This is a genomic window from Sphingobacterium cavernae (assembly GCF_008520265.1).
GTDB lineage: Bacteria > Bacteroidota > Bacteroidia > Sphingobacteriales > Sphingobacteriaceae > Sphingobacterium > Sphingobacterium cavernae.
The window spans coordinates 160,819-176,368 of the sequence record NZ_VIQM01000025.1; the positions used below are offsets into that span (position 1 = coordinate 160,819).

Below are 15,550 nucleotides of genomic sequence, written 5' to 3' on the forward strand. Positions count from 1 at the left end.
CTCATATAAAAAAACTTAGCTTACAGTGTGTACTATTTAGTCGAGTTATTTCCTTCTTTCCATCTCCAGCAATTCTTTTAATTCTTTCAATTTTTCTGGATATTTAGAAGCTAGATTATATTTTTCCCCTTGATCGATAGTCAAGTTATAAAGTTGAGGTAATTTAGAATTACCAAGCTCAATATCTGTCAATGGATTGTATTCCGAAGCATTGCTAGGCTCTATATATTTCCAATTATCTTTGATGATAGCTAAAGAATAACCTTGTTTAATATAATAAGATCTTCCCTTATCGTCTAGACCTTGCAATGTAGAAAATAATGCTTCACTATCTTTTGCGTCCATTGGATTGGGCTGCTCCAGCATTTGGGCAAATGATGCTATAAGATCGATTTGACTAAATAGCGCATTAGATACATAATTTTTTCGAATCCCCTTTCCAGCAATTATAAACGGAACACGTGTTCCCGCTTCAAAAATACTGTATTTGCCACCCCTAAAGGGTCCTACTGATTTATGATTATTATTCTTTTCAACAGACTCATCCTGATATCCATCGTCCAATACCGGTCCATTATCACTTGTAAAAACAATAATTGTATTTTTAGAAATACCTAATTGATCCAATTGTTTCATAATCTGTCCCACAGTCCAATCTAATTGTAAGATTGCATCACCTCTGTAGCCAAGTTTGCTTTTACCTTTGAAATATGTAGCAGGCATCCTAGGCACATGTGGCTCTGTTAGGGAAAATAATAGAAAAAATGGACGTATTTTATTTTCTTCAATAAAATTTTGGGCAACATGTAAGAATGTCCCTGAGACTTCTTCGTCTACCCAACGAGCCTTGTGTCCGCCTTCCATATAGCCAATTCGACCAATTCCATTTACGATAGTATTGTTGTGTCCATGATTAGGAGATGCTTTCATTTTCAAAAGCTCGGGATTGTCTCTTCCAGTAGGATCAGCTCCTACCTTCTCAACATAGTTTACACGGATTGGATCAGATGCATCTAAACCTACTACACGATGATTTTCCAAGAAAACCGTAGGAACACGATCTGCAGTTGCGGGAAATATAAAAGAATAATCGAAACCAATTTCATTTGGTCCTGGTCTTATATCTTGATTCCAATCCTTCTCTACCGCGTTTCCTAACCCCAAGTGCCACTTACCTACTATAGCAGTTTTGTATCCAGATTTTTTAAAAACTTTCGGTAATGATGTTTTATGTATTGGAACTATCAATTTAGCATCTCCAGGCAATACACCTGTTCCTTGTAATCTCCAAGGATAATTTCCTGTAATTAAAGCGAAACGAGAAGGTGTACATGTAGCAGATGTACTATGAGCATTCGTAAATCTTGTACCTTCTTTGGCCAATTTATCTAAGTTTGGAGTTTGAATGTCAATCGCACCATAACTACTTAAATCTCCATATCCTAAATCATCGGCATATATAATTATAACATTTGGTTTATAACTATCAGTTTGAGCTATCAACATTTGAATTATTAACAAATTAACAACTACTAAACTTGTCCGAATAAACACCAAAATTCTTATCATATTGTGTATATAATTAAATGGTTCAACATAAAGATTAAAACTTGTGACTTATAAACTAAAAATAGATAAAGGTTCAGGAATTTAATCAATAAGACAACTGTAATGAATAAATATTATGTAAATTTACAAATATATAAGAAATTTTATTCAAATGAAAATCACATATGCTGCAAATGCCATATTTGTAATGATTTTATGGATAGTAATGGCTACAATATCTTTTAAAAAAATAAAAAGTCCAATCTTAAGATTGAACTTTTATTGATGCAGAGAGGAAGGGATTCGAACCCTCGATACAGTTACCCGTATACTAGCTTTCCAGGCTAGCTCCTTCAACCACTCGGACACCTCTCTGTATGGTATGTGGGCAAAAGTAATGAAAAACGCTAAATTTCAAAGACATTATTTAAATCTATTTAGTTTCTCTTATCTTTATTAGTATGAAAACTAAAACACTCTTTCTTATTCGCCATGGTAAAGCTGAAAATCATTCATTTCTGAAAAGAGATTATGAGCGAAATCTTGTACAAAAAGGGAAAGAGAGAGCTGAAATTGTAGCTAAAAAGTTAAAACAAGAACTTGTTGAAAGCAAAAACCTAGTTATCAGTTCAAGTGCCAATCGCGCAATACAAACTGCGCATGTATTCTGCAAGCATATTGATTATCCAATAACGTCCATTCAACAAGAGAAAGAAATATATGAAGCTTATTACAGAGAAATTTTGAAAGTAATAAATCTGATAGATGATAGCATAGAAACCGTTTTGATATTTGGGCACAATCCAGGATTATCGGATTTGACAAATTATTTATGTGATTCTTTCATCGATCTAAAAACTTCGCATGTATCAAAAATTAGACTGCCGGAAAACTTTAATTTTAGCGAAGTATCAGGAGGCACCTGCCATTTAGAAACTGTTATCACTGAATAATTTTCAGTACCTTCGTTAGATATGGCAAACAAACTTCAACACGAGAATTCTCCATATCTAAAGCAGCACGCGCACAATCCTATACATTGGTTTCCTTGGGGACAAGAGGCGCTCGCTAAAGCAAAAAAAGAAAATAAACTCATCTTAATAAGTATAGGCTATTCTGCCTGTCACTGGTGTCATGTGATGGAACGCGAAAGTTTTGAAAATGAAGCCATCGCCGAAACCATGAACAAATTTTACGTTTCGATCAAAATCGACCGCGAAGAAAGACCTGATATCGATCAGATCTACATGATTGCAGTTCAATTGATGACGAATGCAGGAGGCTGGCCACTGAATGTGATTTGCTTGCCCGACGGAAGACCTATTTATGGAGGTACTTATTTCAAACCACACGATTGGCAAAGTGTACTGTTACAAATTGCTCAAATGTGGGAAGAAACACCACAAACAGCTATTGACTATGCGGAAAGGTTGACAGCAGGAATCAACAAGGCTGAAAAACTCTCCATTGCTCCTATAGCTGAAGAATATAGCATTCAAGATATTAAAACTATAATACTACCGTGGAAAGAACAATTTGATCTACGTGATGGTGGCTATCGAAGAGCACCCAAATTTCCGCTACCAAATAATTGGTTATTCTTTCTTCGCTACGGCGTACTTTCACAAGATGAAGAAACGATCAACCATGTGCATTTCACATTAGAAAAAATTGCTAACGGTGGAATTTATGATCACATCGGCGGCGGTTTTTCACGCTATTCAGTTGATGGCAAATGGCATGTGCCTCATTTCGAGAAAATGTTATATGATAATGGTCAATTGATAGGTTTGTACAGCGAGGCATATCAACAAAAGCCAAATTCACGCTATAGAAATGTAGTTTTTGAAACAATAGAATGGGCCAAACGAGAAATGTTAGCCGACAACGGTGGATTCTATTCCGCATTGGATGCAGACAGTGAAGGAGTAGAAGGTAAATTTTACACATTCGATTATAGTGAATTTGATGTTCTAGGCGAGGATGCAGATTTAGCACGTGAATACTATAACATTACGAAGAATGGAAATTGGTCAGAAGAGCAGATTAATATTCCATTTGTCGATTCATCAAACAACAAATTAATTCAAGATGCTGGATTTTCTGAGGAAGAACGGTATTCGTATTTAAAAGAAATTAAAGCTAAATTATTGGCTTACCGAAGCCATCGCGTACGTCCAGGATTAGACCACAAACAATTAACTACATGGAACGCACTTTTGCTGAAAGGACTCGTAGATGCTTACCGTGTATTTGACGATTCAGCGCATTTGGATTTAGCTTTGGGCATTGCTCATTTTATCGAAAGAGAATGCATGTCAAATGATATACTTTTGCATCAGCCCGAAGATCAGAATCGAAAAATTGAAGGATTTTTGGATGATTATGCCTTCACAATCGAAAGTTATATCGCGCTATATGAAGCTACTTTTGAAGAAAAGTGGATTTACAACGCAAAAGATTTGGCTGATAAAGCCATCAAATTATTTTATGATGCGGAAGTAAAAACATTTTACTACACATCTTCTAACGCGGAAGAACTTATCGCACGCAAAAGTGAAATAATGGATAATGTAATCCCAGCTTCTTCATCTACCATAGTACGTCAATTGTACAAATTGGGTTTACTTTTAGACAATGAGGATTTCACGGCCATTGCCGATCAAGTTTTTGCCAATGTATTTCCGCACATCAAAAGCTACGGTTCGGCGTATTCCAATTGGGCTATACAGTTGTTAGAGCATCACTATGGCACAAATGAAATTGCGCTAACTGGCGAAAACGCTTTAGAATGGCGTAAGGAAATAGATTCCAAGCAATATATACCGAATAAAATTTTTCTGGGAGGAACAAAAAGTACACTTCCATTGTTAATAAATAAGGAACAATTGCTGTCAAAAGCATACCTTTGTCGAAATAAAACTTGTAGTCTTCCACAATCGTCGATTACACAACTTTTAGAATTAATCAAATAAAAACGGGATGTAAAGCATCTCATAATCATTACAAAATGGCAATAGAAAACAACAACGTAGTAACGTTGAATTACATTCTTCACACAACTGAAGAAAACGGCGAAAAAACATTTGTTGAACAAACGACTACAGAAAACCCTTTAACATTTTTATATGGCGTAGGCATGATGTTACCAAAATTTGAGGAGAACATCGCAGGATTAAACGAAGGTGATAAAACATCTTTTGACTTAGCTGCAGCTGACGCATACGGCGAAAGAGACGACAAAGCGATCGCTCAATTACCTGCTGAAATGTTCCAAGAAACTGGTTTACCTCCAGTTGGCGAAGTATTACCATTACAAGACAACCAAGGCAATCAATTCCGCGCAGTAGTAGTTGAAGTAACTCCTGAGGCTGTAATTGCTGACTTAAACCACCCAATGGCTGGAAAATCTTTAAGCTTCGAAATTGAAGTATTAAACGTACGTCCTGCAACAGAAGAAGAATTGTCTCACGGACATGCGCACGGTGTTGACGGTACTGAAGGTCACTAATTCATATTGAATAGCATAAGAAAGCCGATTTTTACAAATCGGCTTTCTTGTTTAGTGACTATACTAGAAACTACAACTTTACTGCGCGTAGCATTTCTCTTTTTCCTGGAGCACCAGGTGCTTTCTCTATCGTAAAACCTAAAGCCTTCATACTTCGTTTTAGATTTCCGGTAATAGCATAAGTCACGAACACACCTCCAGGCTTAAGGAATTTCGAAACATGCGTCAGTGTTTCATCTGACCACATTTCGGGTTGATGAATAGCTGCAAATGCATCAAAGTAGATGACATCAAATAACTTGGAAGATGAAAACTCTAAAACCTTTGTGTGCGCAATTGCCAAAGAAATACCGTTATTTAGCTGAACTTCCTGCTTTAATCCTTGCTCATAATTTCCGAGATAATCCGCCCACAGTCCTTCTGACACATACTCATTGTAACCAATATTCTCGTTCACTTCTCTTTCTAATGGAAAAGCTTCTATCCCGCAATAATCCAATTTGATATTTTCAGAAATGCAAAAATCTGCTGTTAAAATAAAATTCAATCCTGTACCAAAACCTATTTCCAAAACAGCAGCTTCTGTTGCGTTTTCCCTTTCTAAATAAAACTGTAAGCCAGTTTTCAAAAACACATGTTTGCTTTCTTGTAAAGCACCGTGCTTGGAGTGGTAATTCTCTCCTATCTGTGCGTTAAAAATAGTTTTCGAACCGTCGCCTGTCGTCACAAAATCCATAATCCATATTTTTTGAGTCAAATCTAAAACAAAAAAACTATTTTAGCTTTAGATTATCTCTACATGAAAACTATTCTTAAAAGTTATAACAGTATTATGTTACTTTTAGTCGGTATAACCATCGGCAGTTTGGTTGGTTTGTTCCTGCCAGATACGGTACAGTATATAAAACCTATTGGAGATATCTTTTTGAATTTACTTTTTGTTGCTGTTATTCCATTACTGTTTTTCGCAATATCGTCAGCTATTGCCAATATTGAAAGCAACGGAAAATTAGGTAAAATACTCGGTGTGATGAGTGCTGTATTTATCAGTACAATCGCTATCGCAGCGATTCTTACTATTTTCGGCTTGTGGGCATTTCCCGTAACGGCTATTAAAGACTCAAGCGCAATTACGGAAGCATTAAATTCAAATCCCGAAGACACTTGGGGCGATAAACTCGTTCGTTTTGTAAGTGTTGGTGAATTCGTAAACTTACTATCTAGACAAAATATCCTAGCCTTCGTTATATTCTCTTTCCTTATCGGTATATCAGTACGAAAAAGTGGAGAGGCTGGGAAGCCATTTTTGAATTTCCTAATTGCAGGAAACGAAGTAATGAAAAACTTATTGACCTTAGTCATGCAACTCGGTCCAATTGGCTTGGGGGCTTATTTCGCATATCAAGTTCAATCTCTAGGTCCTGAATTGTTTGGATTTTACGCCAAACCACTAGCATTCTATTACATTTTTGGAATAGTTTTCTTTTTTAGTATTTACTCCTTGTATGCTTTTATAGCGAATGGTAATTCTGGAGTAAAAGATTATTGGCGGTCCAATATTACACCATCTTTGACAGCTGTCAGCACCTGCAGTAGCTTAGCTACATTGCCAGCTAATTTGCTTGCCGCAAAGAAAATGGGTGTCCCTAATTATATTGCATCTGTAGTCGTTCCGTTAGGAAATACATTATACAAAAACGGTTCTTCTATTTCCTCTATTCTTAAAATATATGTGGCCTTTGCAATATTAGATTGGAATTTTTTCGAACCCACGACGATGATTACGGCAGTAGGAATTACCTTATTGGTCAGCATGGTAGCCGGTGGCATTCCCAATGGAGGCTTTATTGGTGAGATGCTGATGATTTCCATTTATGGCATACCAAATGAAGCTGTCCCTGCAATTATGATTATTGGTGCGTTAGTCGATCCACTTGCTACAATTCTTAATGCCACAGGTGATACAGTAGCTGCAATGCTGGTAACTAGATTTTCGGGCGACAAATTTATTAAATCGTCTATTTCAGAAGTACATTCCACAGAATTGTAAAATTGCAGTTGTATTAATATTTCAACTCAACAATATTTTAATACCATACGTTAAGAAGAATAAAATCAACAGGTTACACAAAACACCCTGTCCTATTAAGAATAATTCTAAATAAATAGCTAAACTTTGTAAATTCATTCTTTCAATTACCTTTTCGTAATTTTGTAGTTGGATTAGAGAAAATTTAGTATGAAAAAAAGTTCAATCATTCTGATTGTAATTATTGCTGTAGCTATAGCAATGATTTTGGTTATCTATACAGATTCAAGTACGTATTCAACATTTTCTGAAGCAAAAGAAAAAAAGACTGAATTATACGTAGTCGGTGTATTGAATAAGGAAAAGGATTTATTCTACGATCCAGTTCAAGATGCCAACCATTTTTCTTTTTACATGTACGACAACGATAGTACGGAATGTAAAGTTGTATTTAATGGATCAAAACCCCAAGATATTGAACGTTCAGAACAAATTGTTTTAACAGGAAAAATGGAGGGAGACACATTTCATGCTTCTAAAATCTTGATGAAATGTCCTTCTAAGTACAATAAAGACGAAATGGAAATCAAAGAAGCTGTAAGAACAAGTGCTTCTTTATAGGCATATTTTTTAGCAATAATATTAATCGATGGATATCAATTACATAGGTGAAAACCTTTTGCCTGGTAAGATAGGTCAGTTCTTTGTGATTTTGTCATTTGGAGCGGCTTTATTTTCCTTAATAAGTTACTTTTTTGCGACCAAAAACCCTGATGAGAAATCATGGAAAAAAATGGGTCGTATAGGTTTTATACTCAATGCTATTTCAGTAGTTACGATAGGTTCCTTATTGTTCTACATGATCTACAACCATATGTTCGAGTACTACTACGTGTGGTCACACTCGGATACTACGTTGCCAACACATTATATTATTTCCTCATTCTGGGAAGGTCAAGAAGGTAGTTTTTGGTTGTGGATGTTTTGGCAAATGGTGATTGGTATCGTGCTTTTATTCCGTGCCAAATCTTGGGAAGCTCCTGTAATGACCTTTGTCATGCTTTGTCAGACTTTCTTAGCAAGTATGCTTATTGGAGTGGAAATATTAGGAAGCCGAATTGGTAGTTCGCCATTTATCCTACTGCGTGATGCAATGGATGTGCCAATTTTTAAAGACCCCAATTATCTTTCTATGATTGATGGTAAAGGTCTTAATGCTCTACTACAAAATTATTGGATGGTTATCCACCCTCCTACTTTATTCTTAGGCTTCGCTTCGATGATTGTTCCATTTGCCTATGCGGCAGCTGGATTGTGGACACGTCGTTACAAAGAATGGGCAACTCCAGGATTACCTTGGGCACTATTTGCTGTGATGATCTTAGGTGCGGGTATTATTATGGGCTCTTTCTGGGCATATGAAGCTTTAAACTTCGGTGGTTTCTGGGCTTGGGATCCTGTAGAAAATGTTTCTATTATTCCCTGGTTTACACTGATCGCGGCAGTACACGTTATTTTAGCTTTCAAACATTCAGGTCATGGATTTTTTACCGCTACATTATTATCGTTAGTAAGTTTTGTATTGGTAATCTATGCGTCCTACTTGACACGTTCGGGTATTTTAGGTGAAACATCTGTACACTCTTTCACCAGTTTAGGAATGTCAGGACAGTTGATAATCTTCAACTTATCGTTTCTCTTAATCATGATCGGTTTATTGATCTGGAGAAGAAAAGAACTTCCTACTACGCAAAAAGAAGAAGAAATTTATTCAAGAGAATTTTGGTTATTCATAGGCGCATTGGTATTGACAGTTGCCTGCGTACAAATGATTGCTACAACTTCTATCCCAGTATTCAATGCATTATTCGGAACAAAAGTAGCACCTCCTATTGACCCTATTGCACATTATAACAAATGGCAAGGTGCTTTTGCTGTAGTTATTCTATTGTTAACCGCGATTGCACAATTCTTGAAATACAAGCGTTCTGATTCAAATAAATTCTGGGCTGCTACAATAGCTTCTTTAATTGTCTCAATTGTACTTTCTGCAGGAGCTATTTATCTGACTAAGACATACACCAACGTAATGTATATACTCATTATGTTCACAGGTATTTTCTCTGTGGTCGTTAACGTACGTATTCTTGGTGATGCCGTTAAAGGCAAATGGAAATTAACAGGCTCTGCAGTTTCACATATTGGTTTCGGTTTATTGGTTGTGGGTGCTTTAGTTGCGGCTGCTACAAACGAGGTTATGTCTGTTAATCAAAGTGGCTACATCGGCGTAAAGAATTTTGGTAAAGAAGGTGATAAGTTTACCGATCCTGGTGAAAATCTTTTCTTGACAGAAGGCGAACCTGTACAAATGGGAGAATACCGCATAACATATACAGGAGACAGCGTATCTGCACCAAATGTTTATTACCATATCAAATACGAGAAAATTGATGAGGAAAGTGGTAAAGTGAAAGAATCATTTACACTAAGTCCATTTGCGCAAAACAACCCAGAAATGGGTGGATTGATTGGTACACCTGATACACGTCACTATATTTCGCATGATATATATACTTTGATCACTGCTGCTGCTGCAGATTCGCATGCTCCATTAAACAAAATTAAAAATGAAGAAAAAACTGGTTTTGAAGAATACGATGAGCCAGCAACTTATGAAGTTAATATAGGTGATACTTTACGTTACCGCAATGGAATTTTCGTAATTGAGGGTGTAAATAAAGAAGCTAAATTGGAGAATATTCCTTTGAAAGCAGACGATATCATCGTTGGGTTGAAAATCAAAGTTATTGCGGCAGATCAAAAAGAATATAAAGCGGAGCCTATCTTTTTATTAAAAGATGGTAATGCATTTGATTTCAACAAAGATGTAACAGAACAAGGTTTGAAGTTCAGATTTACGAATATAGTTCCGGACAAGGATAAATTAGAAATCATGGTTTATCAAAAACCTTTACCGGAGAAAAAGTGGATTGTATTCAAAGCGATTAAATTCCCATACATCAATTTCTTCTGGGCTGGTACTATTATTATGACTATTGGTTTCATTATGGCAATCGTAAGACGCATCAAAGAAGCCAAATCCAAACCTCAACCTGCAGAATAAAATGAATATCGTTATTATTGGTAGTGGAAATATTGCTACACATCTAGCACAGGCGTTATATTCAGCCAATAACACGATTTTACAAGTATACAGTCGTACATTAGCCAATGCGCAAGCATTGGCTAATGTTGTAAATAGCGCAGCTACAGATGATTTAACACAAATTAATACAGAAGCGGATTTGTATATTATCGCTGTTTCCGATAGCGCTATCCATGCCTTAATAGCTGATTTACCAAAATCTTTACAAGGAATAGTTGCACACACTTCTGGCGCAACAAACTTAGATGTGTTAGCTAATTTTATAAATTTTGGTGTTATTTATCCACCCCAAAGTATAAACAAAGCTATAGAAACAGATCTTTCTGTAATCCCATTTGGAATAGAAGGTAATTCTACACAGACTTTTGAAAAGCTTTTTTCATTAATTCAGGCAATCGCACCTAAAACATTTGCTTGTACTTCGCAACAAAGGCTAGCTCTACACTTGTCTGCAGTAATCGCCAACAACTTTAGCAATGCGTTATTTTTGATGGCAAAGGAAATAATGGACAAGGAAAATTTAGACTTTGAATTGCTGAAACCTATAATTTTAGAAACAGCAATAAAAGTTCAAAACCATATGCCTGTTGACACCCAAACTGGCCCTGCGCGCAGAGGCGATTTCAATATCATAGATAAGCATTTACAATTCTTAACTCAATACCCAGAGGAAAGCAAAATATATCAAGTATTAACAGATTTTATTATTAAAAGATATACTAACTAGTCTTTTAATTACGAAATAAGCAAAAGTGCTATAAGCTGTCTGAATGCTGAAATTACTTACTAATTTTGTAGAATATTTTAAAACAAATATTAGTATATACTATAACTTCAGATTGAATCATGGCAGTTAGAAAACTAATTCTTATATCCATAATTGTAATAAACCTTATCATCATCTCCTTTGGATTAATATTCACACCAAGATGGTTTTGGTTATTAATAATTCCTATTCCATTATTAGTCGTTGCAATTTATCACAGTCTACAGACACATCATGCTATTCTTAGAAATTACCCTGTTGTAGGAGCTTTTCGCTATTTCTTTGAATCTTTTAGACCAGAGCTAAGACAGTATTTTTGGGAATCAGATACGGATGGTAGACCGTTCAATAGAAGACAACGTTCTATCGTCTATCAACGAGCTAAAAACCAACGCGAGACGGTTGCATTCGGTATGCAAACTGATCCGCAAGCAGTAGGTAATGAGTGGGTAGCACACTCCATTTTCCCTACACATATAGAAAACCACGATTTGCGCACGATGGTGGGTAATGCAGCTTGTAAGCAACCTTATAGTTTGAGTATTTTCAATATTTCTGCTATGAGTTATGGTGCATTGAGCAAAACTGCTATTACCGCATTAAACAAAGGTGCAGCATTACAGAAATTTGCACATAATACAGGAGAAGGTGGTATTTCAAATTACCACATCAATGGTGGAGATTTGATTTGGCAGATTGGCACAGGGTATTTTGGATGTAGAGATGAAAATGGATATTTTAATGGAGACCTTTTCGCTGAAAAAGCGAATAGACCTTACGTTAAAATGATTGAGTTGAAAATGTCGCAAGGTGCGAAGCCTGGTCATGGAGGTATCCTTCCAGCTGCTAAAAATACACCAGAAGTTGCGGCAATCCGTCACGTCATTCCGGGAACAGATGTCATGTCACCTCCAGCGCACAGTGCATTTGGCAATCCAGAGGATATGATGTATTTCATTCAAAAACTTCGCGAATTGTCGGGATACAAACCTGTAGGTTTCAAAATTTGTATAGGTGACAAACAAGAGTTTATAGACATCTGTCATGCAATGCAGAATACGCAGATCTACCCAGACTTTATCTCCATTGATGGCTCTGAAGGTGGAACAGGGGCAGCTCCGTTAGAGTTTACTGACAATATCGGTATGCCGTTATACGACGCGTTGACTTTTGTGACAACTACATTAATCAATTATGGGTTGAAAAAACATATAAAAATCATCGCTTCGAGCCGAATTGTAACAGGATTTGATTTAATGAAAGCACTAGCTTTGGGAGCAGATGCATGTTACAGTGCCCGTGGAATGATGTTCGCCTTAGGATGTATTCAAGCTTTGAAATGTAATGAAGACGTATGTCCAGTAGGAGTTGCAACGCAAAAACCGCACTTATACAAAGGACTAGATGTTGCTGATAAACATGTGCGCGTTGCGCAATTTCACCGAAATACATTACGTGCAACTGTAGAAATCATGGAAGCATGTGGATTCAAAACAGTGGATGATATCAAAGCAGAAAAATTCTTCAGAAAAGTTGACGCCGTGAATACAGTAAGTTTCCACGATATATATTTCAACAAAACTGGAAAATATAATAAGAGAGAAAATTCATTCCAAAAAGAAGAATTTTTGGATGACTAATAAAAACTAAGGTCGACTAAATAGTCGACCTTAGTTTTTTATTTAATATTTTGAAATACTTTATCTAGAATATGTTGTGCAGCACGAAGTTCCTCCAAATTCAATCCAGCTACAGCTTCATTTAATGTAATAGTGGATTGCTTCATACCTTCCTCTTTCAGTTTGCGCCCTTCTTTGGTTAAATAGATTAAGTTTGAACGACGATCCTGTTTATCATTTACACGAATAACTAACGATATTTTCTCTAAGTTATTAATTAATCGCGTTATACTTGGCTTATCGCGAAATGTTAAGTTTGCTAATTCTTGTTGTGTCAATCCTTCCTCTTGCCACAAATGATATAAAATCGTCCATTGTTCAGAAGTAATATTCAATTTTGCGAGCTTCAAGTTACGTTGAAGCCGCCGAGATATAGCGGTCGAAACTTTCCCTGTAAGGAAAGAAAAAAATTCATCTGATTGTAGTAGTTCGTCACTCATTATTTAGTAATAATTTAGGTTGCTTATGCAATTAAAGAAGAATATGTGAATTTTGCAAATTTTTATCATTTTTCAAATTAAATATTTAATATTTAATATATTTAGCTATGGAAAATTTCATTATAGTGCTAATTGCAATTGGAGGGTTAATATATAATGTATATAAAAACTATCAGAAAGAAATGGAGAAATCCAAATCTCGTAGACCGAATGTGCGTCCGCAACCCACTCGTATTCCTCCGATTCAACAAACTATAGAAAAAGCCAAACGTCAGGAAACATATACTGCCCCATTGGAGAGAACTTATCCAGAGGAAATTCCGGCAGAAGTAATCGCTGCACAACAAAGAAGAAGGCAAAATCAAATAAAAAATCCATTACCAACACCACGTATTGAAGAGAAACAATCAGAAAAAAATGTAGTTGATTTTGATTTGAGACAAGCGGTAATTCAAGCAGCTATATTGGAAAGACCTTATAAATAAAAAATGCTCGTAAATAAATTACGAGCATTTTTTTTAGAATATTTTTTTTACAAAATGTTAAATTTATCGCCATCCTGCAAGAATGGAAACTGTTCTCTCGATTTTTGAAGGTCTTGCGGATTTAATGTAAAAGTATATAAATCTTCATCCTCAGGCTTGTAATATATTACATCTCCTAGTGGCGAAATACACATTGATCCGCCTGAATAATACACTTCATTGCCATCATGCCCGACACGATTTACCCCAATCACGTAAGCTTGATTTTCAATAGCACGTGCAGGAATCAACGCACGCCAATGTGACGAACGCTTGTCTGGCCAACTTGCAGTATACACTAACAAATCATAGCCATTTTCGGCATTTCTAGACCAAACTGGAAATCTTAAATCATAACAAATCATCGGACAAATTTTCCACCCCTTCAGCTGCAACATGATTCGCGATTTTCCAGCAGAAAACAAATCGCTTTCCTTCGGCGCGCCTTCTTTCGCCATTCCAAATAAATGACGTTTGTCATAGTGTACATAACTACCATCGGCAGACATCCACACAAAACGATTATAATAATTACCGCCCTCCCGTACTATAAGAGTTCCAGCTACAACACAATCAAATTTCTTTGCTGTCTCGTACAACCATCGCATCGTCATCCCGTCCATCTCTTCTGCACATTTCTCCACATTCGTCGTAAAACCAGTATTGAACATTTCGGGTAAAATAATCAAATCTGTCTTTTCACGCAAAGATGATAGGCGCAAGCTTAAATTCTGAAGGTTTTTTTCAACATTTTCCCAAAAGAGATAAGCTTGAAATATGGTGATTTTTATAGGTTCCATTAATAGGTGATTCCTTCTTTACAATTATTATATTCTAATATACTAAAATTCAACAAAAAACATAATTCTTAACCGTTATTTACTACGATTCAATAAATTATTAGACAAAATAATCAAATCTTGTTTATTTTCTGATGAAACATTTATTGCCGATAAACTTTCCAAAGATTTTGACGAATACTCTCCTTTTAACGCATTTGCTTGTTCAAATATTTTATACTTGGTGTATAAATTTTTCATTCTTTCAACCTTTGCTATTCCCTCAGACTCATTCAAAGATAAAATACTTTCAAATTCTACCAGATCATCCGAATTCAAGGCCTTTTTCAGCATAATATGTAGAATTGTCTTTTTATTCACTATAATATCTCCACCTACTTGCTTTCCAAACGTCTCTGGATCACCGAAAGTATCTAAAATATCATCTTGAAGTTGGAATGCAATTCCGAGATTCACACCAAAATCATATAGTTTTTTCCGCACCAATGCATCTACACCCGCAATAATCGCACCCATTTCTAAAGCACCGCCCAATAAAACTGAGGTTTTTAACCGAATCATATTGATGTATTCGGACTCGCTGACATCATTCCGAAGTTCAAAATCCATATCATGTTGCTGACCTTCACATACTTCCAGAGCCACACGATTAAATGTTTTTAATAATTCTGGCACCGTTTGAGCAGGACATTTTGATAATTCTTCGTATGATTTTACCAATAGAGCATCTCCAGAAAGTATAGCTACACTATCATTCCACTTTTGATGTACGGTTTGCTTACCACGACGAAGCGGCGCTTTGTCCATGATGTCGTCATGCATCAACGAGAAATTGTGAAAATATTCTATCGCAATAGATGCCGGAAGAACATCTTCAATATTATCATACCCAAATAAACTTGCTCCCATAAACACCAATTGCGGACGAATACGCTTTCCTGAAAGAGACAGAATATAATGAATAGGATCGTAAAGATTTTTCGGTGATTCAGGTAATTGTATATTTTCTAATGCATCACTGATTTTCTCAGCATAGTACGGATTTCCAAACATATGTAGTACGTGAATATTCACACGAAGATACTAT

14 protein-coding genes and 1 tRNA gene are annotated in these 15,550 nt (G+C 36.0%); 9 read left to right on the forward strand and 6 right to left on the reverse strand.

Annotation, left to right across the window (positions count from 1 at the left end; genetic code table 11):
* Positions 1–45 precede the first annotated feature (45 nt).
* A complete protein-coding gene (locus tag FLS47_RS04545) occupies positions 46–1,569 on the reverse strand; it encodes a sulfatase-like hydrolase/transferase (protein ID WP_149913202.1) in 1,524 nt (507 codons plus the stop codon).
* Between the two features lie 267 nt (positions 1,570–1,836).
* A tRNA-Ser gene (locus FLS47_RS04550) sits at positions 1,837–1,923 on the reverse strand.
* An 86-nt stretch (positions 1,924–2,009) separates the two neighbouring features.
* On the opposite strand from FLS47_RS04550, the gene FLS47_RS04555 reads away from it, so the two are divergent.
* The 3 genes from FLS47_RS04555 to FLS47_RS04565 are packed head-to-tail and all read left to right on the forward strand — an operon-like array spanning position 2,010 to position 5,059.
* Positions 2,010–2,501: a SixA phosphatase family protein gene (locus tag FLS47_RS04555; protein WP_149913203.1), complete on the forward strand. Its 492-nt coding sequence runs from the start codon at positions 2,010–2,012 to the stop codon at positions 2,499–2,501.
* 21 nt (positions 2,502–2,522) lie between these two features.
* Complete coding sequence (locus FLS47_RS04560; RefSeq protein WP_149913204.1) at positions 2,523–4,523, forward strand: thioredoxin domain-containing protein; 2,001 nt, start codon at positions 2,523–2,525, stop codon at positions 4,521–4,523.
* Positions 4,524–4,558: 35 nt separating this feature from the next.
* Positions 4,559–5,059 carry an FKBP-type peptidyl-prolyl cis-trans isomerase gene (locus FLS47_RS04565; protein ID WP_149913205.1) on the forward strand — a complete coding sequence of 167 codons (501 nt, stop codon included), beginning with the start codon at positions 4,559–4,561 and terminating at the stop codon, positions 5,057–5,059.
* Between the two features lie 70 nt (positions 5,060–5,129).
* Here the strand turns inward: FLS47_RS04565 and mnmD are convergent, their stop codons facing one another.
* Entirely contained in the window at positions 5,130–5,795 is a 666-nt protein-coding gene (gene mnmD, locus FLS47_RS04570) for a tRNA (5-methylaminomethyl-2-thiouridine)(34)-methyltransferase MnmD (protein ID WP_149913206.1), read from the reverse strand.
* Positions 5,796–5,858: 63 nt separating this feature from the next.
* Between mnmD and FLS47_RS04575 the strand changes: the two genes are divergently transcribed.
* The 5 genes from FLS47_RS04575 (at position 5,859) to FLS47_RS04595 (ending at position 12,660) form a co-directional block, all read left to right on the forward strand.
* A complete protein-coding gene (locus FLS47_RS04575; RefSeq protein WP_149913207.1) occupies positions 5,859–7,109 on the forward strand; it encodes a dicarboxylate/amino acid:cation symporter in 1,251 nt (416 codons plus the stop codon).
* A gap of 189 nt (positions 7,110–7,298) precedes the next feature.
* Positions 7,299–7,709 carry a cytochrome c maturation protein CcmE domain-containing protein gene (locus FLS47_RS04580; protein WP_149913208.1) on the forward strand — a complete coding sequence of 137 codons (411 nt, stop codon included), beginning with the start codon at positions 7,299–7,301 and terminating at the stop codon, positions 7,707–7,709.
* Between the two features lie 28 nt (positions 7,710–7,737).
* Complete coding sequence (locus FLS47_RS04585; protein ID WP_149913209.1) at positions 7,738–10,212, forward strand: heme lyase CcmF/NrfE family subunit; 2,475 nt, start codon at positions 7,738–7,740, stop codon at positions 10,210–10,212.
* 1 nt (position 10,213) lies between these two features.
* Entirely contained in the window at positions 10,214–10,981 is a 768-nt protein-coding gene (locus tag FLS47_RS04590) for a Rossmann-like and DUF2520 domain-containing protein (protein ID WP_149913210.1), read from the forward strand.
* Positions 10,982–11,100: 119 nt separating this feature from the next.
* A complete protein-coding gene (locus FLS47_RS04595) occupies positions 11,101–12,660 on the forward strand; it encodes an FMN-binding glutamate synthase family protein (protein ID WP_149913211.1) in 1,560 nt (519 codons plus the stop codon).
* Positions 12,661–12,698: 38 nt separating this feature from the next.
* Here FLS47_RS04595 and FLS47_RS04600 read toward each other — a convergent pair whose 3' ends face one another.
* Positions 12,699–13,139, reverse strand: coding sequence for a MarR family winged helix-turn-helix transcriptional regulator (locus FLS47_RS04600; protein WP_149913212.1), 441 nt, complete (start codon positions 13,137–13,139; stop codon positions 12,699–12,701).
* 107 nt (positions 13,140–13,246) lie between these two features.
* Here FLS47_RS04600 and FLS47_RS04605 point away from each other — a divergent pair, with 107 nt between their 5' ends.
* On the forward strand, positions 13,247–13,624 hold the full coding sequence (locus FLS47_RS04605; RefSeq protein ID WP_149913213.1) for a hypothetical protein: 378 nt from the start codon (positions 13,247–13,249) through the stop codon (positions 13,622–13,624).
* Between the two features lie 47 nt (positions 13,625–13,671).
* On the opposite strand, the gene FLS47_RS04610 is transcribed toward FLS47_RS04605, so the two are convergent.
* Entirely contained in the window at positions 13,672–14,463 is a 792-nt protein-coding gene (locus FLS47_RS04610; RefSeq protein ID WP_149913214.1) for a nitrilase family protein, read from the reverse strand.
* A 75-nt stretch (positions 14,464–14,538) separates the two neighbouring features.
* Positions 14,539–15,537 (reverse strand): polyprenyl synthetase family protein, encoded by a 999-nt coding sequence (locus FLS47_RS04615; protein ID WP_223225128.1) that lies wholly within the window; start codon positions 15,535–15,537, stop codon positions 14,539–14,541.
* Between the last annotated feature and the right edge of the window lie 13 nt (positions 15,538–15,550).

Bases quoted from the DNA above. Each gene is read 5' to 3' on its own strand.
- FLS47_RS04545 (WP_149913202.1), bottom strand. From the start codon at position 1,569: ATGATAAGAATTTTGGTGTTTATTCGGACAAGTTTAGTAGTTGTTAAT.
- FLS47_RS04555 (WP_149913203.1), top strand. From the start codon at position 2,010: ATGAAAACTAAAACACTCTTTCTTATTCGCCATGGTAAAGCTGAAAAT.
- FLS47_RS04560 (WP_149913204.1), top strand. From the start codon at position 2,523: ATGGCAAACAAACTTCAACACGAGAATTCTCCATATCTAAAGCAGCAC.
- FLS47_RS04565 (WP_149913205.1), top strand. From the start codon at position 4,559: ATGGCAATAGAAAACAACAACGTAGTAACGTTGAATTACATTCTTCAC.
- mnmD (WP_149913206.1), bottom strand. From the start codon at position 5,795: ATGGATTTTGTGACGACAGGCGACGGTTCGAAAACTATTTTTAACGCA.
- FLS47_RS04575 (WP_149913207.1), top strand. From the start codon at position 5,859: ATGAAAACTATTCTTAAAAGTTATAACAGTATTATGTTACTTTTAGTC.
- FLS47_RS04580 (WP_149913208.1), top strand. From the start codon at position 7,299: ATGAAAAAAAGTTCAATCATTCTGATTGTAATTATTGCTGTAGCTATA.
- FLS47_RS04585 (WP_149913209.1), top strand. From the start codon at position 7,738: ATGGATATCAATTACATAGGTGAAAACCTTTTGCCTGGTAAGATAGGT.
- FLS47_RS04590 (WP_149913210.1), top strand. From the start codon at position 10,214: ATGAATATCGTTATTATTGGTAGTGGAAATATTGCTACACATCTAGCA.
- FLS47_RS04595 (WP_149913211.1), top strand. From the start codon at position 11,101: ATGGCAGTTAGAAAACTAATTCTTATATCCATAATTGTAATAAACCTT.
- FLS47_RS04600 (WP_149913212.1), bottom strand. From the start codon at position 13,139: ATGAGTGACGAACTACTACAATCAGATGAATTTTTTTCTTTCCTTACA.
- FLS47_RS04605 (WP_149913213.1), top strand. From the start codon at position 13,247: ATGGAAAATTTCATTATAGTGCTAATTGCAATTGGAGGGTTAATATAT.
- FLS47_RS04610 (WP_149913214.1), bottom strand. From the start codon at position 14,463: ATGGAACCTATAAAAATCACCATATTTCAAGCTTATCTCTTTTGGGAA.